Source organism: Pseudomonas sp. R-28-1W-6 (assembly GCF_009799925.1).
Lineage (GTDB): Bacteria > Pseudomonadota > Gammaproteobacteria > Pseudomonadales > Pseudomonadaceae > Aquipseudomonas.
On record NZ_WELK01000002.1, the window covers coordinates 28849 to 51720 of the forward strand.

General features: G+C 63.9%; 26 protein-coding genes. 9 read left to right on the top strand and 17 right to left on the bottom strand.

Going from position 1 to position 22872, the window contains the following annotated elements; translation table 11 throughout:
* Positions 1–3: 3 nt before the first annotated feature.
* The 11 genes from pal to aspS form a co-directional block, all read right to left on the bottom strand.
* Complete coding sequence (gene pal / locus F3I62_RS04325) at positions 4–498, bottom strand: peptidoglycan-associated lipoprotein Pal (protein WP_160078995.1); 495 nt, start codon at positions 496–498, stop codon at positions 4–6.
* Positions 499–553: 55 nt separating this feature from the next.
* Positions 554–1855 carry a Tol-Pal system beta propeller repeat protein TolB gene (gene tolB, locus F3I62_RS04330; RefSeq protein ID WP_160488466.1) on the bottom strand — a complete coding sequence of 434 codons (1302 nt, stop codon included), beginning with the start codon at positions 1853–1855 and terminating at the stop codon, positions 554–556.
* Positions 1852–2799, bottom strand: a complete 948-nt coding sequence (tolA, locus tag F3I62_RS04335; protein ID WP_160489015.1) for a cell envelope integrity protein TolA — start codon at positions 2797–2799, stop codon at positions 1852–1854. The genes tolB and tolA overlap by 4 nt, the downstream gene beginning before the upstream one ends.
* Positions 2796–3254: a protein TolR gene (gene tolR / locus F3I62_RS04340; RefSeq protein WP_160488467.1), complete on the bottom strand. Its 459-nt coding sequence runs from the start codon at positions 3252–3254 to the stop codon at positions 2796–2798. Before tolR ends, tolA begins: the two co-directional genes overlap by 4 nt.
* A gap of 8 nt (positions 3255–3262) precedes the next feature.
* Positions 3263–3961, bottom strand: a complete 699-nt coding sequence (gene tolQ / locus F3I62_RS04345) for a protein TolQ (protein WP_160488468.1) — start codon at positions 3959–3961, stop codon at positions 3263–3265.
* A gap of 2 nt (positions 3962–3963) precedes the next feature.
* A complete protein-coding gene (gene ybgC, locus F3I62_RS04350; RefSeq protein WP_160488469.1) occupies positions 3964–4410 on the bottom strand; it encodes a tol-pal system-associated acyl-CoA thioesterase in 447 nt (148 codons plus the stop codon).
* 52 nt (positions 4411–4462) lie between these two features.
* Entirely contained in the window at positions 4463–5515 is a 1053-nt protein-coding gene (ruvB, locus tag F3I62_RS04355; protein WP_160488470.1) for a Holliday junction branch migration DNA helicase RuvB, read from the bottom strand.
* A gap of 3 nt (positions 5516–5518) precedes the next feature.
* Complete coding sequence (ruvA, locus tag F3I62_RS04360; protein WP_160488471.1) at positions 5519–6124, bottom strand: Holliday junction branch migration protein RuvA; 606 nt, start codon at positions 6122–6124, stop codon at positions 5519–5521.
* A gap of 21 nt (positions 6125–6145) precedes the next feature.
* Entirely contained in the window at positions 6146–6670 is a 525-nt protein-coding gene (gene ruvC / locus F3I62_RS04365; RefSeq protein WP_160488472.1) for a crossover junction endodeoxyribonuclease RuvC, read from the bottom strand.
* A 160-nt stretch (positions 6671–6830) separates the two neighbouring features.
* Entirely contained in the window at positions 6831–7580 is a 750-nt protein-coding gene (locus tag F3I62_RS04370) for a YebC/PmpR family DNA-binding transcriptional regulator (RefSeq protein ID WP_160488473.1), read from the bottom strand.
* An 84-nt stretch (positions 7581–7664) separates the two neighbouring features.
* Positions 7665–9440, bottom strand: a complete 1776-nt coding sequence (gene aspS / locus F3I62_RS04375; protein ID WP_160488474.1) for an aspartate--tRNA ligase — start codon at positions 9438–9440, stop codon at positions 7665–7667.
* A gap of 304 nt (positions 9441–9744) precedes the next feature.
* Here aspS and F3I62_RS04380 point away from each other — a divergent pair, with 304 nt between their 5' ends.
* From F3I62_RS04380 to F3I62_RS20480, 4 genes are all read left to right on the top strand, one after another.
* On the top strand, positions 9745–10863 hold the full coding sequence (locus tag F3I62_RS04380; RefSeq protein WP_160488475.1) for an HD-GYP domain-containing protein: 1119 nt from the start codon (positions 9745–9747) through the stop codon (positions 10861–10863).
* Between the two features lie 142 nt (positions 10864–11005).
* Positions 11006–11476 carry a Dps family protein gene (locus F3I62_RS04385; RefSeq protein ID WP_160488476.1) on the top strand — a complete coding sequence of 157 codons (471 nt, stop codon included), beginning with the start codon at positions 11006–11008 and terminating at the stop codon, positions 11474–11476.
* A 109-nt stretch (positions 11477–11585) separates the two neighbouring features.
* Positions 11586–12653 carry a GGDEF domain-containing protein gene (locus F3I62_RS04390; protein ID WP_160488477.1) on the top strand — a complete coding sequence of 356 codons (1068 nt, stop codon included), beginning with the start codon at positions 11586–11588 and terminating at the stop codon, positions 12651–12653.
* A 170-nt stretch (positions 12654–12823) separates the two neighbouring features.
* A complete protein-coding gene (locus F3I62_RS20480) occupies positions 12824–13429 on the top strand; it encodes a cold-shock protein (protein WP_160488478.1) in 606 nt (201 codons plus the stop codon).
* 49 nt (positions 13430–13478) lie between these two features.
* Here the strand turns inward: F3I62_RS20480 and F3I62_RS04400 are convergent, their stop codons facing one another.
* Positions 13479–13685 (bottom strand): SlyX family protein, encoded by a 207-nt coding sequence (locus F3I62_RS04400; RefSeq protein WP_160488479.1) that lies wholly within the window; start codon positions 13683–13685, stop codon positions 13479–13481.
* 3 nt (positions 13686–13688) lie between these two features.
* Positions 13689–14114, bottom strand: coding sequence for an HIT domain-containing protein (locus F3I62_RS04405; protein WP_160488480.1), 426 nt, complete (start codon positions 14112–14114; stop codon positions 13689–13691).
* A gap of 815 nt (positions 14115–14929) precedes the next feature.
* On the opposite strand from F3I62_RS04405, the gene F3I62_RS04410 reads away from it, so the two are divergent.
* On the top strand, positions 14930–16264 hold the full coding sequence (locus tag F3I62_RS04410) for an OprD family porin (RefSeq protein WP_160488481.1): 1335 nt from the start codon (positions 14930–14932) through the stop codon (positions 16262–16264).
* Positions 16265–16327: 63 nt separating this feature from the next.
* Here the strand turns inward: F3I62_RS04410 and F3I62_RS04415 are convergent, their stop codons facing one another.
* Positions 16328–16741 carry a PaaI family thioesterase gene (locus F3I62_RS04415; RefSeq protein WP_160489016.1) on the bottom strand — a complete coding sequence of 138 codons (414 nt, stop codon included), beginning with the start codon at positions 16739–16741 and terminating at the stop codon, positions 16328–16330.
* A 102-nt stretch (positions 16742–16843) separates the two neighbouring features.
* Here F3I62_RS04415 and F3I62_RS04420 point away from each other — a divergent pair, with 102 nt between their 5' ends.
* Positions 16844–18559: a proline--tRNA ligase gene (locus F3I62_RS04420; protein WP_160488482.1), complete on the top strand. Its 1716-nt coding sequence runs from the start codon at positions 16844–16846 to the stop codon at positions 18557–18559.
* A 25-nt stretch (positions 18560–18584) separates the two neighbouring features.
* Positions 18585–19535, top strand: a complete 951-nt coding sequence (locus F3I62_RS04425; RefSeq protein WP_160488483.1) for a hypothetical protein — start codon at positions 18585–18587, stop codon at positions 19533–19535.
* Positions 19536–19638: 103 nt separating this feature from the next.
* Here F3I62_RS04425 and F3I62_RS04430 read toward each other — a convergent pair whose 3' ends face one another.
* Positions 19639–19914: an acylphosphatase gene (locus F3I62_RS04430; protein ID WP_160488484.1), complete on the bottom strand. Its 276-nt coding sequence runs from the start codon at positions 19912–19914 to the stop codon at positions 19639–19641.
* 4 nt (positions 19915–19918) lie between these two features.
* Positions 19919–20386 carry a TlpA disulfide reductase family protein gene (locus F3I62_RS04435; RefSeq protein ID WP_372240079.1) on the bottom strand — a complete coding sequence of 156 codons (468 nt, stop codon included), beginning with the start codon at positions 20384–20386 and terminating at the stop codon, positions 19919–19921.
* 30 nt (positions 20387–20416) lie between these two features.
* Between F3I62_RS04435 and F3I62_RS04440 the strand changes: the two genes are divergently transcribed.
* The gene (locus F3I62_RS04440; RefSeq protein ID WP_160488485.1) at positions 20417–21826 is read left to right on the top strand and encodes a PilZ domain-containing protein; all 1410 of its coding nucleotides are present in this window, start codon (positions 20417–20419) and stop codon (positions 21824–21826) included.
* A 112-nt stretch (positions 21827–21938) separates the two neighbouring features.
* Positions 21939–22331 (top strand): hypothetical protein, encoded by a 393-nt coding sequence (locus tag F3I62_RS04445; protein WP_160488486.1) that lies wholly within the window; start codon positions 21939–21941, stop codon positions 22329–22331.
* An 88-nt stretch (positions 22332–22419) separates the two neighbouring features.
* Here F3I62_RS04445 and F3I62_RS04450 read toward each other — a convergent pair whose 3' ends face one another.
* A complete protein-coding gene (locus F3I62_RS04450; protein WP_160488487.1) occupies positions 22420–22617 on the bottom strand; it encodes a hypothetical protein in 198 nt (65 codons plus the stop codon).
* Between the last annotated feature and the right edge of the window lie 255 nt (positions 22618–22872).

Sequence of the window (22872 nt, forward strand, 5' to 3'; positions counted from 1 at the left end):
GAATTACTTACGCAGTTCGACGCGACGGTTTTGCGCCCAGGACTGCTCTTCGCTGCCAGTGGCAACCGGACGCTCTTCGCCGTAGGAAACCAGTTCCAGCTGAGCCGGGGAAACGCCCTGCAGAACCAGGTAGCGCTGAACGGCATTGGCGCGACGCTCGCCCAGAGCCATGTTGTACTCGCGGGTACCGCGCTCGTCGGTGTGGCCTTCCAGAACGACGCGAGCGCCGTTGCCTTTCAGGTCCTTGGCGTGTACGTCGAGGGCGCGCATGGCTTCCGGCTTCAGGTCGGAGCTGTCGTATTCGAAGTAGAAGGTGGTGATGGCGCGCAGAGCGGCTTCTTCGCTCAGGGAACCGTCGACGTTGCCGTTGGCGTTGTAGCCGGCGTTCGGGTCAACAGCGCCTTCGCCAGCGTTGTCGCCGCCTTTGGACGAGCAACCAACAGCCACGGCCAGAGCCAGGCCCAGAGCGGCAAACTTGCCAAATTTCAGCATTTCCATGGTGTAACTCCTAATGATTTCTAGGTGTGTTTAAAGCGAGATTGTTGTTACCGCATCAGTTCAGGTAAGGAGACCAGGACGGTTCCCGGACATCACCTTGTGCGGTGGGAATCGGGAGCCTGACACGCCCGTTGGTAGACACGAGCATCAGTACTCCACGGCCCTGCTGGCGGGTGGCGTAGATTAACATGGTGCCATTGGGCGCGACAGTAGGCGAATCGTCCAGGCTGGTTTCCGAAAGGATGCGCAAACGGCTGGTTACCAGGTCCTGGGCCGCCACCTTGAAGTTGGTGAAGCCATCCTGACGATGGATCATCACCAGGGTCTTCTCGTCCGCCGAGAGTTTCGGGTTGGCGTTGTAGTTGCCGGTGAAGGTCACGCGCTGCGCCTCGCCGCCGGCAATGTTCTGCTTGTAGATCTGCGGTTTGCCGGCACGGTCCGAGGTGAAATACAGGGTCTGGCCGTCCTTGCCCCAGAAGGGTTCGGTATCGATGGCATAGTGATTGGTCACGCGCTGCAGCTGACGGCTGCCGAGGTTCATCACGTAGATTTCCGGGTTGCCGTCCTTGGACAGCACGAACGCCAGGCGATTGCCGTCCGGCGACCAGGCCGGCGCACCGTTCAGGCCCTGGAAGTTGGTGATCTGCTCGCGGCGACCGGTGTCGATGTGCTGGATGAAGATGCGCGGACGACGCTGCTCGAACGACACATAGGCGATGCGCCGGCCATCCGGTGCATAGCGCGGCGACAGGATCGGCTCGCGCGACTGCAGCAGGGTCACGCCGCGGGCACCGTCGTAGTCGGAGCGCTGCAGGGTGTAGCGGGTATTGTTGACCGAAAAGCGCTCGGCGGTGACGTAGAGCATTTTGGTCGAATAGGCGCCCTTGATGCCGGTCAGCTTCTCGAACGACTGGTCGGCCACATGGTGGGCCATGTCGCGCAACTGGTCCGGGGTACCGCCAACGGTGCCGGCGACGATCTGCTGCTGGGTCGCCACGTTGAACAGGGCGAACTGCACCTGCAGGCGACCACCGGCCGGCGCGATGCTGCCGACCAGGATGTACTGGGCACCCAGGGCCTGCCAGTCGCGGTAGATGATCTCGCCGGCCTGGGTCGGCAGGCTGATCATGTTCTGCCGCGGAATCGGCTCGTACATGCCCGAGTTGCGCAGGTCATTGCCGATGATGGTGGCCATGTCCTCGGGCAACACGGTGCCGCCGGTCCAGCCGAACGGCACCACGGCAATCGGAATGGCCCGGTCGGAGCCGGTGGTAATCCGGATGTTCTTCTCCTCGGCCACGGCCAGACCGGCCACGCAGCAGAGAACGACGAGCAAGCCTCGAAGGATAGTGATCACAGGTCCAGATCCTCTGGTGTAAAGGTCATCTTAAACGAACGATAGGGAGCGAAGTCCGCCGGACTCACACCCTGCATTTCCACGATACGACCCACGTTGCGCACGGCAGTTACCGCCGAATTGTCGAACGCCGTATCACCACTGGACTTGGCCACCGTCGCATTGGTAATGGTGCCATCGGGCAGCATGTTGATCTGCACCACTACGCTCATCCCGTTACGGGCAGTCGGTGGTCGGCTCCAGTTCTGCGAAACCAGCTGGCGAATCAGGTCATCGAAGTTACCCGCGACCTGGTCACCGACCTCGTCGGCCAGCGCCTGCTGGCGCTCGGTGGTATCGGACAACAGCTCGGCCAGGGCCTGCGCCTTCTTGTCCTCGGCCGCCTTGCGCGCCGCTTCCTGGGCCTTTTTCTTGGCCGCTTCGGCTGCCGCTTTCTTCTTGGCCTCTTCCGCAGCCTTCTTCTTCGCTGCCTCGGCCGCCTTTTTCTTGGCTTCCTCGGCTGCTTTCTTCTTTTCTTCCTCGGATTTCTTCTTGGCGATATCGGCGAGCTTCTTCTGCTCGGCCTTCTTGGCTTCCTCAGCCTTCTTCGCCTCAGCCTTCTTCTCGGCCACTTCCGCCTGTTTGGCCGCCTCGGCTTTCTTTTGTTCCGCGGCTTCCTGCTTCTTCTGTTCCTGCTTCTTCGCCTCGAGCTGTTCGACCTCGTACTGACGCGCCGCAGTCTTCTTGGCTTCGCCGGCGATCTTCTGGTTGGTCTGGGTGGTCGCCTGACTCTGCGATTTCAGCTGATACAGGGTCGCCTGGACGATCGGCTTGGCCGGCGGCAGCTCGGGGGCGAAGTGGAAGCTGACGAACAGCATGGCAAACATCAGGACGTGCAGAGCCACGGCCCAGATGGTCGGCCAGAAATAGCTTTCCGAGGAGGAGCGAGCGCTCTGCTGCATCAGGGCGCCTCGGTGATCAGCCCGACGTTACCCACGCCGGCCTGCTGCAAGCCACCCATCACGGCCATCACCGAACCGTAGTCGACCGCCTTGTCGCCACGCACGAAGACCTGCACCTTCTTACCCTGGCGACTGTTCTCGGCCATGATCCCGGTGGTCGCGGCCACCAGTTGCTCCAGGGTAGACGCGGTTTCGCTGTCCTTGCCCTGGTCCGGATCGACTTCCGAACCCATGGTCCAGTAGTAGGTCTTGTCGGCCTTGATGGAAATGGTCAGCACGCGAGCATCGTTATCCTGCGGCAGGGCCTCGCTGGAAACCTTGGGCAGGTCGACCTTGACGCCCTGGTTGAGCATCGGCGCGGTCACCATGAAGATCACCAGCAGCACCAGCATGACGTCGATATAGGGCACGACGTTCATCTCGGCGACTGGCTTGCGTCTGTTGCGAATTCTGGCCATGGGAAGCCTCAGTCCTCGCTGGTGTGCACTTTGCGGTGCAGGATCGCCTGGAACTCGTCAGCGAAGGTGTAGTAACGGCTGATCAGACGCTCGCCTTGCGCGGAGAAACGGTTGTAGGCGATAACCGCCGGGATCGCGGCGAACAGGCCGATGGCGGTGGCGATCAGCGCTTCGGCAATGCCCGGGGCCACAGTGGCCAGGGTGGCCTGCTGCACCTGAGCCAGGCCGCGGAAAGAGTTCATGATGCCCCACACGGTACCGAACAGGCCGATGTACGGACTGGTCGAGCCGACAGTGGCGAGGAACGGCAGGCTCTGCTCGAGCTTCTCTTCCTCGCGCGAGATGGCCACGCGCATGGCCCGCGCCACCCCGTCCATCACCGCATCCGGATCGACGCCGGACTGCTGGCGCAGGCGCGAGAATTCCTTGAAGCCGGCGCGGAAGATCTGCTCCACGCCGCAGTCCGGGTCCGGGTTGCTGCCGGCCTGGCGGTACAGCTTGGACAGGTCGATGCCCGACCAGAAGCGCTCCTCGAACATTTCCAGCGACTTCTTGGCGGCACGCAGCATGGTGCTGCGCTGGAAGATCATGATCCACGACGTGACCGAGGCGGCCACCAGAACGAGCATGACCAGCTGCACCACGAAACTGGCGTTGCTGATCAGGCTCCACATGGACATATGGTCTACGGCGGCGTTAGCTTCCACGCTTACTCTCCTGCAGGGGATAGACCCGCGACACTGGCGAAGGCTGCTCGCAGCGCTTCGGGAATGGCCCGGGGTTTCAAACTGTCGGCGCGCACACAGGCCACCACGAACTGCCCTTCACAGAGCAGCGCCTTGTCCGTGACCCGCCTGACCTGTTGACGAAAGCGCAGGCTGGCACGGTTCAACTCGATTACATCGGCCGTCACCAAAAGTTCGTCGTCTAGCTTGGCCGGCGCGTGATAACGCGCCTCGGCCGAATGCACGACGAACAGCAGGTCTTCCGCCACCAGCGTCGACTGGGCAAAACCCAGTTCACGCAGGCGCTCGGTACGAGCCCGCTCCATGAATTTGAGGTAGTTGACGTAATAAACGATGCCGCCGGCATCGGTATCTTCGTAATACACCCGACAACGGTGGGCAAAAGGCTGGGCCTCGATTTGCGCGCGCATACTCTAGTGCTTACTCCCGGCCTTGCCAATTGGCCAAGCCCCTGTTTTTCAACTATTCGTCGCTTCCCGCGAACAGGTCGGCAACCGGCGCCTCGATCATGCGCCCCGGCACATTGAGGCCGAAGTGCAGGTAGGCATGCCGCGTCACCACCCGTCCGCGCGGCGTGCGCATGATATACCCCTGCTGGATCAGATAGGGCTCCAGCACATCTTCGATGGTCCCGCGCTCCTCGCCGATGGCTGCAGCCAGGTTGTCGATGCCGACCGGCCCGCCGTCGAACCTGTCGATCATGGCCAGCAGTAGACGCCGGTCCTGGTGATCGAAGCCACGCTCATCGACATCCAGCATGTTCAGCGCCTGATCGGCCACGCCACGACTGATCTGCCCACCGGCGCGCACCTCGGCGAAATCGCGCACCCGACGCAGCAGGCGATTGGCAATACGCGGCGTCCCCCGGGCACGCCGGGCGATCTCGAAGGCGCCTTCGGCATCTAGGGCCAGGCCGAGAATGCTGGCGGAGCGGCTGACGATGGTCGCCAGGTCGGCACTGGAATAGAACTCCAGGCGCTGGACGATGCCGAAGCGATCACGCAACGGATTGGTCAGCATGCCGGCCCGAGTGGTGGCACCGACCAGGGTGAATGGCGGCAGATCCAGCTTGATCGAGCGAGCGGCCGGGCCCTCGCCGATCATGATGTCGAGCTGGAAGTCCTCCATGGCCGGGTACAGCACTTCCTCGACAATCGGCGACAGACGATGAATCTCGTCGATGAACAGTACGTCGCCGGCTTCCAGATTGGTCAGCAGCGCAGCCAGATCGCCCGGGCGCTCCAGCACCGGCCCGGAGGTACTCTTGATCGACACACCCATTTCCTGGGCGATGATGTTGGCCAGGGTGGTCTTGCCCAGGCCGGGTGGACCGAAGATCAGGGTGTGGTCCAGCGCTTCCGAACGCCCCCTGGCGGCCTGGATAAACAGCTCCATCTGCTCGCGCACGCTGGGCTGGCCGATATAGTCGGCCAGCGACAAGGGGCGGATGGCGCGATCCAGTTGCTCGTCGCGCTCGCGGCCACTGGCGGTTATCAGGCGGTCGGCTTCAATCACGGGTTAAACCATTCCTTTAAGGGCACGGCGAATCAACTCTTCACTGGAGAGGCCGTCTTCCTGCACCGCAGCCACGGCCTTGCTGGCCTCCTGCGGCTTGAAGCCGAGGGAAATCAGCGCGCTCACGGCGTCACTCTCCGCGCTTGAGACTGCCACGCCGGCACGGGGTTCCACCACCAGGGTGGCGATGGACGGCACGGTTTCCCAGGCCTTGAAGCGATCTTTCAGTTCGACCAGCAGGCGTTCGGCGGTTTTCTTGCCGACACCTGGGACTTTCACCAGGGTCGAGGTATCGCCGGCCTGCACGCAGCGCACCAATTCGTCCACTTCCAGACCGGACATCAGCGCCAGTGCCAGCTTGGGGCCGACACCATTCAAGCGGATCAGCTCGCGAAACAGCTCGCGCTCGCGCTTCTCGGCAAAACCGTAGAGCAGATGGGCATCCTCGCGCACCACCAGGTGGGTGTGCAGGGTCACCGGCTCGCCCAGTGACGGCAGGCGATACAGCGTGGTCATCGGCACTTCCAGCTCGTAGCCGACGCCATTCACATCGACCAGCAGGTGCGGCGGCTGCTTTTCCGCCAGGGTGCCTCTCAGGCGTCCGATCACGACTTGTCTTCCTTCTATCTATTACAGGCGCAGGCGGCCGCCGCGCCGCTTGGCGCCAGCCAGGCCATGGGGAATCAGGCTTTGCCGATGGTGGGCGTGACACAGGGCGATGGCCAGGGCATCGGAGGCATCGATCTGCGGCTTCTGCACCAGCTTGAGCAGGTGCATGACCATCATCTGCACCTGCTGCTTGTCCGCCCCGCCGGTGCCGGCAATCGCCTGCTTGACCTGGGTGGCGGTGTACTCGCTGATCTCCAGGCCCGCCTCCACCCCGGCGACTATCGCCGCGCCGCGGGCCTGACCGAGCTTGAGCGCCGAGTCGGCGTTCTTCGCCATGAACACCTGCTCGATGCCCATGGTCACCGGCCCGTGCAGGCGAATCACCTCGCTCACCCCGCGAAAGACGATCTGCAGGCGCTCGGGCAACGGGCCGTTGCCGGTGCGGATGCAGCCCGAGGCGACATACTCGCAGCCGCGACCGGTGTCGCGCACCACGCCGTAACCGGTGATACGTGAGCCGGGGTCGATACCCAAAATCAGCGTCATGCCCTGCCGTTCGCTCCGGGTGCCGGCAAGCGCCGCCACACTGTCTATTTATCCAGCTCGGAAGTATACGGGCCGACTACCTACGCCGCCACCCAGCCCGCACAGATAAAAAAGCCGGAAGCGCCTGGGGCGACTTCCGGCTTGTTACCCACGCAAAAGATCAGTCCAACTGCTCCATGATCTCGTCGGGAATTTCCGCGTTGTGATAGACCTCCTGCACATCATCGAGGTCCTCCAGCATGTCGATCAGCTTCATGACCTTCTTCGCGGTTTCCAGATCGGCCACCGGCGCACTGATCGAGGGGATCATGGCGATTTCCGCCTCCTCGCCCTTGAACCCGGCCGCCGTCAGCGCCTCGTTGACCGCGAGGAACTCGGCAAAGCTGGTGGAGACCAGCGCGGAACCGTCCTCGCCCATCTCCACGTCATCGGCACCGGCTTCCAGCGCTGCCTCCATCAAGGCATCTTCGTTGACACCCGGAGCAAAGCTGATCTGCCCCTTGCGCTCGAACATGTAGGCCACCGAGCCATCGGTACCCAGGTTGCCGCCGCACTTGCTGAAGGCATGGCGAACTTCGGCCGCGGTGCGGTTGCGGTTGTCGGTCATGACCTCGACGATGATCGCTACGCCGCTGGGCGCATAGCCTTCGTAGCTGAATTCGACGACGTTGTCGGCTTCGTTGTTGCCGGCGCCGCGGGCGATGGCCCGATCGATCACGTCACGGGACATGTTGGCGGTCAGCGCCTTGTCCACCGCCAGGCGCAGGCGCGGATTGTCCGCCGGCAACAGGCCGCCATGCTTGGCCGCAACGGTCAGCTCACGAATCAGCTTGGTGAAGATCTTGCCGCGCTTGGCGTCCTGACGCCCTTTGCGGTGCTTGATGTTGGCCCACTTGGAATGACCAGCCATAACTCACTCCGGTTGTTGCAATTCACTTTTTAGACAACCCAAATGCAAGGAGCCTGGCAAATCCAGGCTCCTTGTCACTCAGGCTTATTCGGCCTTGGCCTGCTCGCGCAGGCGAATGTGCAGCTCGCGCAGCGCCTTGTTGTCGACGATGCCAGGTGCCTGGGTCATGACGCAGGCCGCGCTCTGGGTCTTCGGGAAGGCGATCACTTCGCGGATCGAGCTGGCGCCGGTCATCAGCATGACCAGGCGATCCAGACCGAAGGCCAGACCACCATGGGGCGGCGCACCGAACTTCAGCGCATCGAGGAGGAAGCCGAACTTCTCCTGCTGCTCTTCTTCGCTGATGCCCAGCACGCGGAACACGGTCTGCTGCATGGCCTTGTCGTGGATACGGATCGAACCGCCACCCAGTTCGGTACCGTTGAGCACCATGTCGTAGGCGCGCGACAGGGCGGTAGCCGGGTTGGCTTCCAGTTCCTGCGGGCTGCAGCTCGGCGCGGTGAACGGGTGGTGCATGGCGGTCAGGCTGCCGTCGTCGTTCTCTTCGAACATCGGGAAGTCGACCACCCACAGCGGCGCCCACTCGCAGGTGAGCAGATTGAGGTCGTGGCCGACCTTGATGCGCAGGGCACCCAGGGCATCGCAGACGATCTTGGTCTTGTCGGCACCGAAGAACACGATGTCGCCATCGACCGCGCCAACGCGATCGAGGATGACGTTGAGGTTGGCTTCCGGGATGTTCTTGACGATCGGCGACTGCAGGCCTTCGACGCCCTTGGCGCGCTCGTTGACCTTGATGTAGGCCAGGCCCTTGGCACCGTAGTTGCCGACGAACTTGGTGTAGTCGTCGATCTGCTTGCGCGGCATGCTGCCAGCGCCCGGTACGCGCAGGGCGGCGATGCGGCACTTGGGATCGTTGGCCGGGCCGCTGAACACCTTGAAGTCGACTTCTTTCAGCTGATCGGCGACGTCCACCAGTTCCAGCGGGATGCGCAGGTCCGGCTTGTCCGAACCGAAGCGACGCATGGCCTCGGCCAGGGTCATGTGCGGCAGCTCGCCGAACTCCACATCCAGCACTTCCTTGAACAGGTTGCGGATCATGGTTTCGGTGATACCCATGATGTCTTTTTCATCGAGGAAGCTGGTCTCGATGTCGATCTGGGTGAATTCCGGCTGGCGATCGGCGCGCAGGTCTTCGTCGCGGAAGCACTTGGCGATCTGGTAGTAGCGGTCGAAGCCGGCCACCATCAGCAGTTGCTTGAACAGCTGCGGCGACTGCGGCAGGGCGAAGAAACTGCCGGCGTGGGTGCGACTCGGCACCAAGTAGTCGCGCGCGCCTTCCGGGGTAGCACGAGTGAGAATCGGCGTCTCGACGTCGAGGAAGCCATTCTCGTCCAGGTAGCGGCGGATGCTCGAGGTGATGCGCGAACGCAGCTTGAGCTTCTCGGCCATTTCCGGACGACGCAGATCGATGAAGCGGTAGCGCAGGCGGGTTTCCTCGCCCACGTCGGTGTATTCGTTGAGCGGGAACGGCGGGGTCTCGGCTTCGTTGAGCACTTCCAGCTCGTAGCCCAGCACTTCGATGGCGCCGGAGGCCATGTTGGCGTTGCGCGCGCCTTCCGGACGCAGGCGTACCTTGCCGGTGATCTTGACCACATACTCGCTGCGCACGCGGTCGGCCTTGGCGAAGGTCTCGGCACGATCCGGATCGAACACCACCTGGGCCAGGCCCTCGCGGTCACGGATGTCGAGGAAGATCACGCCACCGTGGTCACGACGACGATGGACCCAACCGCAAAGGGTGATTTCCTGGCCGTCCAGGCTCTCGTTCAACTGGCCGCAATAGTGGCTGCGCATCATGATGGTGGTTCGCTTCTCTAATCAGTCTTGAATTCGTCGGGGCGGCCAACTGGCGGCGCCGGGGCCGTTTACACAGCACTCGTAAGCCGCGCGGGGCTTGCCACAAGGGCCAGGACGAGCATTTTCTTCAATTCGGACGCGGAGCAGGTCAAGCAGTCGACCAGCGGTGCAGCAGGCAGGCGCATGCCCGCATCCGGGGCAAGGGGCGGGATTATATATGGTTAATCGACCCGGCGCAGCCGCCCGCCAAACCGCTTTCGCCAGGGCTTTCTATACTCACAGCCCAGCCTTGCGGAGACCTGCCATGGTCATGCCCCGCCCCGCCGACCTGTCCAGCGACCTGCTGGAGGACTTCCGCCTCGAGACGACCGAGCAGTTGCCACGCTGCGAACAGCTGCTGATCGAGCTGGAACAGCAACCCCGGGACAGCGCACGCCTGCGCGAACTGTTCCGCGTGGTGCATACGCTCAAGGGCAACCTCGGCTACGTCGAGTTCAACCAGCTGCTGCCCCTGCCGCAGGCCATGGAAGACGTGCTGGCGCGCCTGCGCGAAGGCGAACTGACGTTCGACAGCCTGCTCGGCGACATCCTCCTGCTCAGCCTCGACCACCTGCGCGGCCTGATCGACGAGGCACTGGGCGGCCCGCGCAGTGCGCTCGAGCCACACACCTTCAACAGCCTGTGCCAGGCCCTGCAGGCCCTGGCCGCCGCACCGGCGACACGCCAGGCGGAAATCCGCCGCACCCTGCTGCAATACTTGGACCCCAGCACCCGCCTGCAGCCGGTCGAGCTGCCGGGGCCGCCGCAGCTGCTCGCCCTGCTGGACGAGCACGCCACCCCGGCGGACGCCGACCTGCTGTTCTTCAGCGAACTGATGCAGGCCGGCGAGCAGCGCTCACACTACTGGCACGGCCGCGGCCTGCGCCTGCTGAGCCTGGCCCTGAGCATGAATGAAACCGCCGACACCCCGGTCGTGCCGGCGCAGCTTGCTGCCGCCGTGTGCCTGCATGACCTGGGCATGGCATTCCTGCCCCTCGAACTGCTGCACAAGACCGAGCCACTGACCCGCGAGGAGCGCCGGCAGCTGCAAGCCCATCCGCGCCTGGGCTGCGACCTGCTCAGACGCATGCCGGCCTGGACCAGCGCCGCCGAGATCATTCTGCAGCACCAGGAGCATGCCGATGGCAATGGCTACCCGAAGGGCCTGCTGGAAGCCGAGATCCACCCCGGCGCACTGATCCTCGGCATCGTCGACACCTTCGATGCGCGCACCCACGAGCGCGCCCACCAGACCCTGAGCAAGCGCCCGCGCCTGCGCGCCATCCTGGAAATCAACAACCAGGCCGGCAAACAGTTCAGTCCTTACTGGGTCGAAGTATTCAACCGCACCCTGCAGCAGCGCCCGCAGCTGGCCCACTTGTGAAACGGCCAGCACCGCCCGCGCCATAGGCATAAGGCATCGAATCCATTGACATAAGCCAGGGTCGACCGGGTAGCCCCCTGTGATAGGCTCCTTGCATCAAGGGGAGCACACAACCCCGACAACCTGAAAGGAGAAGCAAGGCATGGAAATCAACATCGGCATAGCCGAACAGGATCGCGCCGCCATTGCCGAGGGCCTGTCCCGCCTGCTCGCGGACACCTACACCCTGTACCTGAAAACCCACAACTTCCATTGGAACGTGACCGGCCCGATGTTCAACACCCTGCACCTGATGTTCGAGGCGCAGTACACCGAACTGGCCCTGGCCGTCGACCTGATCGCCGAACGCATCCGCGCCCTCGGCTTCCCGGCGCCCGGCACCTATGCTGCCTACGCCCGCCTGTCGTCGATCAAGGAAGACGAAGGCGTGCCCAATGCCCAGGACATGATCACCCTGCTGGTGCAAGGTCAGGAAGCCGTGGTGCGCACCGCCCGCGGGATTTTCCCGCTACTGGAGAAGGTCAGCGACGAACCCACCGCCGATTTACTGACCCAGCGCATGCAAGTGCATGAAAAAACCGCCTGGATGCTGCGCAGCCTGCTGGCCGCCTGATATTCTCCGCACACCCGCAGAGGCCCAGCCAAACCGGGCCTTTTGCCAGGCGCGCGACGCCTGTCTACTCTAATCTCTGCCTATTCGCCCCACAGCCACAGTGACGTGCATGAGCCAGCCGCCGAAAGCCCCCTCGATTCTCGAACTCTATCCGGAAGAGACCCGCGAGGCTGCCGCCATTCTGAAGCAGGCCGTGCCGCTGATGATGCGCCACGATATCCCGCCCAACCCCATGCACTATGCGCTGTGGTACACCTACAGCCGCGGCTCGGAGCCGGACCTGAACCGCCGCTTGGACAAGATCGTCAAGGATTTCGACAGCTTCCCGCCGGAAAGCGCGGCCAAACTGTTTCGCGACTTCGTCATTCGCGGAGAACTGGAAGAGGCTCGCGCCGGGCAGCAGCAGGTGCTCGAACTGGTCGACGATATCGAAATCGACGTATCCCATAGCGTCAGCGGCAGCCAGCACTACCAGGCCAGCCTCAGCCTCGGCCTGGCCGCCCTGCAGGAGCCGGTCGTGGAAGACCTGCCCAGCGTCCTCAGCGATCTGCAGCAGAGCACCCAGGAGATGCAGGAACAGCAGGAGAAATTCCTCTACCGCCTGCGTGCCGCACAAACGGAGATCCAGCACCTGCGCAGCCAGCTGGAGCGAGCGCACATCGCCGCCACTCTGGACAGCCTGACCAACGTGTTCAACCGCCACGCCTTCACCCGTCTGCTCGAGCAGGCGCTGGCCAACGACACCCAGGGCCTGGCCCTGATCATGCTGGATATCGACCACTTCAAGCAGTTCAACGACCAGTACGGCCACCCGCTGGGTGATCGTGTCCTGCAACATGTCGGGCAACTGCTGCGCGACCTGCTGCCGGCCCGCGGCATCGCCGCCCGCTACGGCGGCGAAGAGTTCTGCGTGATCCTGCGCGACTGCTTCGACCTGCACAGTGCCCACGCCTTCGCCGAGCAGTTGCGCCTGAAGGTCCAGGCCCTGCGCATCAAGGTGCGCAGTACCGACAAGATCCTCGACACCGTCACCGCCTCTTTCGGCCTAGCCCTGGCCTGCAAGGGCGATACCTTCGAAAGCCTACTGACCCGGGCCGATGACGCGCTGTACCAGGCCAAGCGCAACGGCCGCAACCAGATCCACCCCGCCACCCCGGAAGCGGCGCTAAGCGCTTGATTTGAGTAGCCCTCCGCTTTGCGGTTAAATACGCCCCGTGCTCCCGGCAGCCTGGCGCTGCCGCGGCATAGGCGAGTGCGTGCGCCGCTATGGCCCAATCCTCATCAGGGCACCCCGCACCACCCCGCTCTTCCTTTTATTGCCAGCTGTTAACAGTGAGTTCATTGAGCATGTTAAAGATCGTCCATCTGTTTACGGGCGTTGCCGCCCTGCTGCTGTCCTTCATCCCCAGCCTGCACCCCGAAGCCCTGCCCTACCTGCAACAAGCCGATGCGCTGTACCTGGCCCTGCTCGGCCTGAGCAACCTGCTAGTCGCCCCGCTGCTGCCGACCCGCCAGCCGGGCAGCCGCAGCCAACTGCAGCCACTTATATCGGCCCTGCTGGTGCTCGCCGTGGTACTGCAAGCCCTGATCCTGCTGGCCCCGCTGCCACTGATCGGCGGCCAGCCGGCCATCCTGCTAAGCCTGGCCACCCTGGTACTGGCCGTGGCCGTGCACCTGGCGATCAACTGCAACCTGCGCCGCCCGCGGCAAGTCGCCGCCGGCCAGGACTTCGGCGATCGCGAAACCGGCACCGTTAAGTGGTTCAACACCTCCAAGGGCTTCGGCTTCATTTCCCGTGATAGCGGCGACGACATCTTCGTGCACTTCCGGGCGATCCGCGGCGAAGGCCACCGCATCCTGGTCGAAGGGCAGCGCGTGGAGTTCTCGGTCATGCAGCGTGACAAAGGCCTGCAGGCCGAAGACGTGATTGCCGCCCTGCCCAGTCGCCGCTGAGTCGACACGCAGAAAAAAGCCCGCCAAGTGCGGGCTTTTTTCATGGATATCAATAATGCGGAGGCGGCGCCTCGCCTTCCTCCATACCGAACTGCCCCTGCATCTCTTCCTGGCGGCGCGCCAGGGCCGCCAGCTGCAATTGCAAACGCTCGACCACACGCTGCTGCTCGACCAGCACATCGTTGAGGGCGGCAATGGTGTCATCTTGGAAGGCCTGACGGCTTTCCAGCTCAATGATTCGCTGTTCCAGGCTCATGCCTCACTCCTCGGCAAAACGGAAGTCGGCCGCCAGCACCAGGCGCAGGCGCTCGCGCACCGCCGCGATCTGCTCGGCGCTATAGGCCTTCGCCGGATGCTTGCCCCATACCGGAGCGGGCCAGGCCGCATCCTCGCGGCGGCGCACGATCACATGCATGTGCAGCTGGCTGACCACATTGCCCAGCGTGGCCACGTTCATCTTGTCGGCCACGAACACATCCTTGAGCGTCTCCGCCAGACGCGTGGTCTCCAGCCAGAGCGCCTGCTGGTCGGCCATATCGAGCTGGAACAGCTCGCTGACCTCCTCGCGCCGGGGCACCAGGATGAACCAGGGATAATTGGCATCATTCATCAACAAAAGACGGCAGAGGGGAAAATCGCCGATCGGCAGGGTGTCCTGCTGCAAACGCGAATCCAGGGTAAACATCGCAGGCCTTCCTCGAACAAGAGTCCACGCGGACTTAGGCGACAAGGATAACGGGAGAATCGCGCCAGTTCACCCAGACGCACAGCCGCAGGCCAAACGCGCCAAATCAAGGCAGACCAACGGCCATGCACCAGCTCCCCGCAAAGGCAGCACACCCCAACTGCGGCGACATTGATACCGTTCGACCCAATGTGAACCGCCTCCCGGGGAATCCAGGCAACCACAGAGCACAATAATGCCGCACCGCTGCGCAAGCGCACTAAAAAAGGGCGCGCAAAAACCCTCCCTGACCCCACAGAGCGTTACCCGGACAACCCGCAAGAGCGGCCGAACCACCTTCGGTAACGCACACACGAGCCACCACCCAGCACAACAAGCAATCGCCGGATAGCACGAAGCACCCCGGATACCGGCACGAACAGACCGACCTAGGCACTTTTCAGCCTACTGAGCAGTCGTTCAAAGAAGTTTTTCTTGGCACTTGGCATTTTGTGCACGGATGTTGCTTTGTTACACAGACAGTCGGCGATAGCTTCACCCTGACCGGGACAACGCCCATCGCCAACCGCCCAGGAAGCGGCCTAAGCGATTGGATTTGCAGATCTTTAAGGGGGGAGCGGCAAAAACCTACAGAATTGCGACATCGCAGATGCAATTTTGCGACGTATCTGTAAATAACCTGTAGGTAGTTGGCAGCAAGTGTCGCCAACAAAGTTGTCGTGATATAAGTTTAGCGCCGACACAAAAAGAAAGAAGCAGCCCATACAACAATTACTTGGGCAGCACAACTCTTCTAAACCAAAGGAGCAATCACAATGCAAGTGATGAAGTGGAGCGCACTGGCCCTCGCGGTCACCGCCGGCACTACCCAACTGGCCTTCGCCAGCGCGCAAGACGAGTCCAAGGGCTTTGTTGAAGACAGCAGCCTGAGCCTGCTGAACAAGAACTTCTACTTCAACCGTGATTTCAAGAACAACTCGAGCGACTCGCAGAGCCATCGCGAAGAGTGGGCACACGGCATCCTGGCCAACTACGCGTCTGGCTACACCCAGGGCGTAGTGGGCTTCGGCGTTGACGCCCATGCAGCGCTCGGTCTGAAGCTCGACAGCGGTCGCGGCACCACTGGTACTGGCCTGCTGCCGCGCGACTCTGACGGTCGTGCCGAGGACGAATACTCCTACGCCGGCGGTGCGGTCAAAGCTCGCATCTCCAACACCGAACTGAAGTATGGCGACCTGATTCCGACCGCACCGGTCTTCGCCACTGGTACCGCCCGCCTGTTCCCGGGCTCCGCCACCGGCTTCCAGCTGCTGAGCAACGAGATCGAAAACCTGAGCATCGACGCAGGTCACTTCACCGCGATTCGCGATGGCAGTGCCTCCACCAACAGCGACGGTGAAATCACCCTGACCTACGGCGGCAGCGTAGACGCCAAGAGCGTCGACTATGCCGGCGGCACCTACTCGTTCACCGACAATTTCAGCGCCACCGTATACGGTGCCAAGCTGCAGGACGTCTGGAACCAGTACTACGCCAACCTGAACTACACCATCCCGCTGACCGAGTCCCAGGCGCTGAACTTCGACTTCAACATCTATGACACCAGCGAAACCGGTGACGAACTGGCCGGCACGATCGACAACACCACTTGGTCGTTGGCGGCTGCCTATAGCCTGGGCGCACACAAGTTCACCCTGGCCCACCAGCAAGTCGATGGCGACGAGCCGTTCGACTACATCTCAATGGACAGCGGCAACTCCGGCGATTCCATCTGGCTGAACAACTCCGTTCAGTACTCCGACTTCAACGCCCCGAACGAGAAATCCTGGCAGGTTCGCTACGACCTGAACATGGCCGAGTACGGTGTACCTGGCCTGAGCTTCATGGCTCGTTACATCACCGGCGAAGACATCGACGGCAGCAAGTACGACGGCGGCCCGAACGGCGCTTACGGCTACTTCGGTGAAGACGGCGAAGAGTGGGAGCGCAACCTGGAAGCCAAGTACGTGGTTCAGGAAGGCCCGGCGAAGGACCTGTCCGTTCGCCTGCGTCACTCCACCTGGCGTGCCAACAGCGATGCCAACTCCGCTCTGGGCACCGACCTCGACGAGTTCCGCATCATCACCGAATACCCGCTGGACATCCTGTAAGTCTCAGCCGTACTCGGAAAATAAAGAAACCCGGCCTAGGCCGGGTTTCTTTTTGCTCGCGAATCAGCACCCCAGCGGCAGGGCATAGGTGCCGGTGACATGCGCCACCAGCTCATCCTCCGCCCCGAGCGAATACAGCAGCACCTCGCATACCGCCTGTCGGCGTGACAAGCGCAGGATACGTGCCTGCGCCAGCAGATCCACCGGCTTCGGCTTGGCCAGAAAGTTGATGTTCAGGTTGGACGTCACCGCCATTTCCACCCGCCCCAGACGCCCCAGCACCACCGCATACATGGCCGCATCGGCCAGCGACATGATGGTCGGTCCGGACAAGGTTCCGCCCGGCCGCACCAGCTTGCCATGAAATGGCACCCTGGCCAGCGCCAGATCCGCACTCAGGCAATCGATGCGCAGATCGATATCCTCGGCCATCGGCACCCCAGCGCGAATCAGCGCCTGTACCTGCTCCGCAGTCAATTCGGCCACCTTCTACTCCTGGTCTGATCCTGTACGCCACAGGACTGGCACCGTACAATGCCGAGTGATTATCTGCCCTCGCAACCGACAGAACGGCCAAACATGCGTACCAGTCAGTACCTGCTCTCGACCCTCAAAGAAACCCCTTCCGACGCCGTGGTGATCAGCCACCAGCTGATGCTGCGCGCGGGGATGATCCGCAAGCTGGCGTCCGGGCTCTACACCTGGCTGCCCATGGGTCTGCGCGTGCTGCGCAAGGCCGAGGCCATCGTGCGCGAAGAGATGAACGCAGCCGGTGCCCTGGAAGTGCTGATGCCGGCCATCCAGCCGGCCGAACTGTGGCAGGAATCCGGGCGCTGGGAGCAATACGGCCCCGAGCTGCTGCGCATCAAGGATCGCCATGGCCGCGAGTTCTGCGTTGGCCCGACCCACGAGGAAGTGATCACCGACCTGGCGCGCAACGAGCTGAACAGCTACAAGCAGCTGCCGATCAACCTGTACCAGATCCAGACCAAGTTCCGCGACGAGATCCGTCCGCGCTTCGGCCTGATGCGTGGCCGCGAGTTCATCATGAAGGACGCCTACTCCTTCCACCTGACCCAGGAGTCGCTGCAGGAAACCTACGACCGCATGCACCAGGCCTACTGCAACGTATTCAGCCGCCTGGGCCTGAACTTCCGCCCGGTACAGGCCGACACCGGCTCGATCGGCGGCACCGGCTCCCACGAATTCCATGTGCTGGCCGAGTCCGGTGAAGACGATATCGCCTTCAGCGATGTCTCCGACTACGCCGCCAACATCGAGAAAGCCGAAGCCATCCCCCGTGAAACCAGCCGCGCCGCAGCCAGCGAAGCCCTGCGCCTGGTCGACACCCCGGCGGCCAAGACCATCACCGACCTGGTCAGCCAGTTCAACCTGGCCATCGAGAAGACCGTCAAGACCCTGGTCGTGCATGCGGCCGAGGAAGGCAAGCTGATCGCCCTGATCGTGCGCGGCGACCACGAGCTGAACGAAATCAAGGCCGCCAACCACGAACTGGTCGCCAGCCCGCTGGCATTTGCCTCGGAAGCCGAGATCCGCGCCGCCATCGGTGCCGGCCCCGGCTCCCTGGGCCCGCTGAACCTGCCGATCCCGTGCATCATCGACCGCTCGGTTGCACTGATGAGCGATTTCGGCGCCGGGGCCAACGTCGACGACCAGCACTATTTCGGCCTCAACTGGGAACGCGATCTGCCGCTGCCAGCCGTGGCCGACCTGCGCAACGTGGTCGCCGGCGACCCCAGCCCGGACGGCCAGGGCAGCCTGGTGATCAAGCGCGGCATCGAGGTCGGGCACATCTTCCAGCTCGGCACCAAGTACAGCGAGGCCCTGGGCTGCAAGGTACTGGGTGAAGGCGGCAAGCCGATCACCCTTACCATGGGCTGCTATGGCATCGGCGTCTCGCGCGTGGTGGCGGCCGCCATCGAGCAGAACTGGGACGAGCGCGGCATCCTCTGGAGCGACGCCCTGGCGCCCTTCCAGATCGCCCTGGTTCCGATGAAATACGAGAACGAAGCCGTGCGCGAGGCCACCGACAAGCTGTATGCAGAGCTGACCGCGGCCGGTTACGAAGTGCTGCTGGACGACCGCGACAAGAAGACCAGCCCCGGGGTGAAGTTTGCCGATATGGAACTGATCGGCATCCCGCACCGCATCGTGGTCAGCGACCGCGGTCTGGCCGAGGGCAACCTCGAGTACAAGCACCGTCGTGACAGCGAAGCCCAGGCCGTGCCTGCCGCCGAGATCCTGTCCTTCATCAACGGCCGTACGGGTCGCTAATCCAGCACGTTCATCAAGAGCAATCATGTTCAAGCGAAGCACCCTGCGCCTCGGCGCCGCCCTGAGCGGCGCCCTCTTTCTCGGCGGTTGTGCCAACCACTTGCCGCAGCGCAGCGAACAGGAAGAGCGCGTCGAGCGCAAACTGCTCGACCACAGCCTGCAGATCGACGTCGGCGAACCGCGCCTGCTCGAGCTGCCGCAACGGCGAGTGCGCGTGCATGACCAGAAGACCTTCGAAGTCACCGAGTTCGAGGTCACCCGCCGCTATGACCGCTACACCCCCTACCAGGCCTGGCGCGAACTCTACGAAGTGCCGCTGGGCGTGGTGGCGGTGGTTGCCGGCGTGGGCGCCAACGTGCTCAACGTGGTGATGCTCGGCCGCCTGCCGGACAGCGCGACCAAGGACTGGATCAGCTACGGCTTCGCCGGCATCAACCCGGCGCTGAACGTCGAGTCCAACGGCCGTTCGCAGCAGAACCTGGCCAGCCTCGACGAGCGCCAGCTGGACAAGCGCATGGAATACTCCAGCCTGCCGTGGGTCGAACGCCCGGTGATGGTCAAGGCCGGCGAAACCACCCACGAGCTGAGCACCGACCGCAATGGTGTGCTGCGCCTGAACCTGCTCGACGACCCATTCGCCGCCCAGGACGTGAGCCGGGTCGGCAACCTGCTGCTGAGCGTGGAAGACCCGCTGGACAACACCCGCGCCGACGCCAGCCTGCTGGTCAGCCGGGCCCTGCGCGGCAAGCTGCAGGAAGCCCACGCGCTGATCTATGACGATCTGGAAGACGATGAAGTGGCGCAGTGGGTGCACCGGGTCAAGCGCCTGTCCGACCTGGGCCTGGAGGAAGAGGCCAGCGAGCTGGAACAGAGCCTGATCGAGCTGACCCGCAACGATCCGGAGCTGCAGCAGGAGTTCCTGCAGAAACTGACCAAGGAAGCCGGGCGCCTGGTCGCCGATCCGGGCAACGACTGAGAGCCGGTTCACGATCTGCGGCGCGCAGGCTCCACTGCGTTAAAAACAGGCTCTAAAGCCGCACCACCAAGATGCGCCACGCCCCGGCGCATCTGCCCTCGCCTCAACGGCGCACGATGAACCCGGCGATCCCCTGCAGAGGCTGTTCCTCCAACTCGACCGCCGTGACCTCGGCATTGGCCGGGCCGCAGGCCAACCACTCGACCAGCTCGCGCACCGCCGCCTCCGCGCCCTCGGCCAGCACCTCGACCCGCCCATCCGGCAGGTTGCGCACCCAGCCATTGAGCTCCAGACGCTCGGCCTCGACGCTGGTGCACTGGCGAAAGTACACGCCCTGCACCTTGCCGCTGATGTAGCCATGCACACAGATGGTCGCCATCGCCCTACTCCCGCCCCTGCAGTTCGTCCAGCCGCGCCAGCAGGCCGGCGGCGGTCTGTTCCCCGACCAGGCGCTCGCGCACCTGCCCCTGGCTGTCGATGATATAGGTCACCGGCAGCACCTCGTTGCGCGGCAGCCGGTAGCGTGCCGCCGGATCCTGCGCCAGCACGCTGAAGCGGATGCCGAAACCGTCTGCTGCCTGGCGCAGCGCCTCGCCCTGCAGGGCATCGAAGTTGACCCCCAGCACCTGGGTGGCACGTCCCGCCAGCTGCTCGCTGAGGCGGTTCAGCTCGGGGATCTCGGTGCGGCACGGCGCGCACCACTCGGCCCAGTAATTAATCACTAACCACTGGCCTTCCAGCTGCTCAGCCGTTACCTTTCGTCCATGCTGGTCGACGCCCATGTCCTCGGCGCAGCCGGCCAACAGCAGCCCAGCCAGTATTCCCACCATAACCTGGAGTCGCATTCCCATGCATTCGATCCTCGTGCACGCAGGGTTGACATGACGCTGGATGCCTTGCGCCTCGAAGTGCCGGACATCCTCGAGGAGAATGCCACACCCCTGGCCGATCTCTGCACCCAGTTGCAGGCGGCCCGCGCCCTGACGCCGGAGAGCGCCCTGCAACAGGCGCTGAACTTGCTCTTCCGACTCAATCGCAGCGCCATGACCTTACTGGAAAGGCAGCGCGCTCTGCAAAGCTTCAGCGAGGAATACCGCCATTACGCCGCGGCCTGCAGTGGCAGCACGGCCCCCTCGGCGCTCTTCGTGCACCTCTGCGAGGAACTGGCCGGCGGCTTCAAGCGCCTGCTGCTGCAGATCCTCCAGGGCCGCCAGCCCTCGCGCCCGCACCTGGCCTGGTGCCTGTACATGGCCGAGCATTTCATCGCACAGACCCTGATGCGCCACTACCAGTTGTACCGGGAACCACCGGCCGGGCTCTGGCGCGACAGCCACCTGCTGTACTGGATCGGCGAGCACCAGGGCTGCCTCGACGAACACGTCGCCGCCGCGTTCCAGCCGACACCGGCCGGGACCCTGCGCGGCCTCTACCAGCAGACGCTGCTGCTGGCCATGAGCAACCCCTTCCACCTGGCCGAGGGCGAATGCCCGATCCTCTTCGGCGCGCTCACGCCACTGGCCGGTCTGGCCAGCCTGTTGCCCTGGGAGGCGGACGAAGACAGCGAGGCGACCGTCGTCGACCTGTCGCTCGCCCAGCCCTGCCTGTCGGTCGAGCAGCCGCCGCAGGGCGATCCCGCCGGCCTGCGCCGCCTCGAACTGGGCGCCCTGCTGGTCGCCCTGCGCGAACCCGCCCCGCTGCAGAGCGCGGTCGAACGCGAACTGCTCGAACGCGTACAGCCGCACTGGTTCGGCCGCCAGCAGCGCCGCCATCCGCGTGCCGACTTCAGCGCCGACTGCAGCCTGGTCATCGGCCTGGCCGGGATTCACGCACAGCTGCTGGAAAAGCGCCCGCCGAGCTGCACGGCCCAGATGCTCGACGCCAGCCCCGGCGGGGCCCGCCTGCTGTGCGACGCCGAGCTGGGCGCACACCTGCCGGTCGGTCAGCTGGTCCTGGTGCTGGCCGGCAAAGGCACGCCGAGCCTGGCCCTGGTGCGCTGGCGCCATCTCAACGGCGCCGGCCTGCACCTCGGCCTGCGCTACCTCAAAGGCTTGCCGCGCCCGGCCTGGCTGCGCCGCGCGCCCAGCGCGCAGACCCATCCCGGCGTGCTGCAGAGCACCCCGGCGCCAGGCAACGGCTGGCATCACGGCCTGTGGCTGCCCTGCGGCCAATTCGCCGAAGGGGAGAATCTCTGGCTGCAACTGGTCAACGTCAACAACCAGGCCGCACTGCCGTTACCGGCGGCGAACCTGACCACTGCGACAGTGGTGCGCCACCCGCTGCGCCTGGCCTGAAACTGCGACCGGGGTCACGGCCAACGCTGCCCAAGCGCACAGTTTCACGCCTGGGCGCGCCCCTATAATTGCCCCACTCCTACACCTAGAACAGTACAAGTGGAGCCTGTCCATGTCCCAAGTCCCCGACAAGCTGATCGGCCCGGTCCCCTCCAGCATCGTCAATAGCGCCCGCACCGGGGTCACCCCGTATGAAGGGCGGGTGGCCGAGTTCAACGTGGCCGCCTGGCTGCACTTGCCGGGGCTGGCCAACCTGCCGGTGTCGCTGCTGGTCAGCTATCGCGATGGCAGCCAGCAACGCGAGGTGGCGGTCGAACACGGCAAGGTCAACGCGCACAACAAGGTCATGCTCTCCGGCGTGGCGCGCCTGCCGGTGAAGCAGAAGATCGAGGACATGCAGATCCGCCTGCGCTCGGCCGTACCGGCCAAGACCCTGGTGGTCGAGGAACTCTTCGTCCAGCCGGTGGAGCTGCAGAGCAGCACGAGCCGCCAGGCCACGGCCTGAGCCCCAGCGCACCAACGAACCCCGCGCCCAGCCGCGGGGTTTTGCTTTTCGGAGCCAGACATTTTTGCATGGCCGCGTAAACGGGCTCTCAGGCGCTTTCCACGCTACAGGCGACCGGCTCGGCCGCTTCGGCCGGCGGCGTCTCGCCCGCCGCCTGCCGCGCCAGGGGCGCCAGCGATTGTGGCCAGCGTGCAAAGCGCAAGCCGGTGATGCGGTTGAGGCGTTCCAATGCCCCGTGCGCATCGAGCTCGCGCAGATGAATCACCTTAGGTCCGGCACTGTCCATGACACCCACTTTCCCAGAGCAGCCAAAGTTACTGGCAGTCTGCCAGCAAGTGCCTGAAAGATAGCCAGAAGCATGCCAGCCCGGCCGCCCCGTCAATACGGCGGCCCGCCGGCCCGGGCGAACGGATCGGGAGCGGCACTGCGCCGCAAACTGACCTTTTTTGTCACCCCTTGAGCCTGCCCCAGGGCAGCCCTTCGCCGAACCGGCCCAGGGCCTCTGCAACGGCATGCCCGGGCGGCCTCCGCCATGCGGCCC

Coding starts and splice junctions, on each gene's coding strand:
- ybgC (WP_160488469.1), bottom strand. CDS start 4,410: ATGCGCGCGCAAATCGAGGCCCAGCCTTTTGCCCACCGTTGTCGGGTG.
- F3I62_RS04410 (WP_160488481.1), top strand. CDS start 14,930: ATGCAAGTGATGAAGTGGAGCGCACTGGCCCTCGCGGTCACCGCCGGC.
- F3I62_RS20480 (WP_160488478.1), top strand. CDS start 12,824: ATGTTAAAGATCGTCCATCTGTTTACGGGCGTTGCCGCCCTGCTGCTG.
- tolR (WP_160488467.1), bottom strand. CDS start 3,254: ATGGCCAGAATTCGCAACAGACGCAAGCCAGTCGCCGAGATGAACGTC.
- F3I62_RS04430 (WP_160488484.1), bottom strand. CDS start 19,914: ATGGCGACCATCTGTGTGCATGGCTACATCAGCGGCAAGGTGCAGGGC.
- pal (WP_160078995.1), bottom strand. CDS start 498: ATGGAAATGCTGAAATTTGGCAAGTTTGCCGCTCTGGGCCTGGCTCTG.
- F3I62_RS04450 (WP_160488487.1), bottom strand. CDS start 22,617: ATGGACAGTGCCGGACCTAAGGTGATTCATCTGCGCGAGCTCGATGCG.
- ruvC (WP_160488472.1), bottom strand. CDS start 6,670: ATGACGCTGATTTTGGGTATCGACCCCGGCTCACGTATCACCGGTTAC.
- F3I62_RS04380 (WP_160488475.1), top strand. CDS start 9,745: ATGGTCATGCCCCGCCCCGCCGACCTGTCCAGCGACCTGCTGGAGGAC.
- F3I62_RS04435 (WP_372240079.1), bottom strand. CDS start 20,386: ATGGGAATGCGACTCCAGGTTATGGTGGGAATACTGGCTGGGCTGCTG.
- F3I62_RS04390 (WP_160488477.1), top strand. CDS start 11,586: ATGAGCCAGCCGCCGAAAGCCCCCTCGATTCTCGAACTCTATCCGGAA.
- F3I62_RS04385 (WP_160488476.1), top strand. CDS start 11,006: ATGGAAATCAACATCGGCATAGCCGAACAGGATCGCGCCGCCATTGCC.
- F3I62_RS04420 (WP_160488482.1), top strand. CDS start 16,844: ATGCGTACCAGTCAGTACCTGCTCTCGACCCTCAAAGAAACCCCTTCC.
- F3I62_RS04405 (WP_160488480.1), bottom strand. CDS start 14,114: ATGTTTACCCTGGATTCGCGTTTGCAGCAGGACACCCTGCCGATCGGC.
- F3I62_RS04440 (WP_160488485.1), top strand. CDS start 20,417: ATGACGCTGGATGCCTTGCGCCTCGAAGTGCCGGACATCCTCGAGGAG.
- F3I62_RS04425 (WP_160488483.1), top strand. CDS start 18,585: ATGTTCAAGCGAAGCACCCTGCGCCTCGGCGCCGCCCTGAGCGGCGCC.
- F3I62_RS04445 (WP_160488486.1), top strand. CDS start 21,939: ATGTCCCAAGTCCCCGACAAGCTGATCGGCCCGGTCCCCTCCAGCATC.
- F3I62_RS04370 (WP_160488473.1), bottom strand. CDS start 7,580: ATGGCTGGTCATTCCAAGTGGGCCAACATCAAGCACCGCAAAGGGCGT.
- aspS (WP_160488474.1), bottom strand. CDS start 9,440: ATGATGCGCAGCCACTATTGCGGCCAGTTGAACGAGAGCCTGGACGGC.
- F3I62_RS04400 (WP_160488479.1), bottom strand. CDS start 13,685: ATGAGCCTGGAACAGCGAATCATTGAGCTGGAAAGCCGTCAGGCCTTC.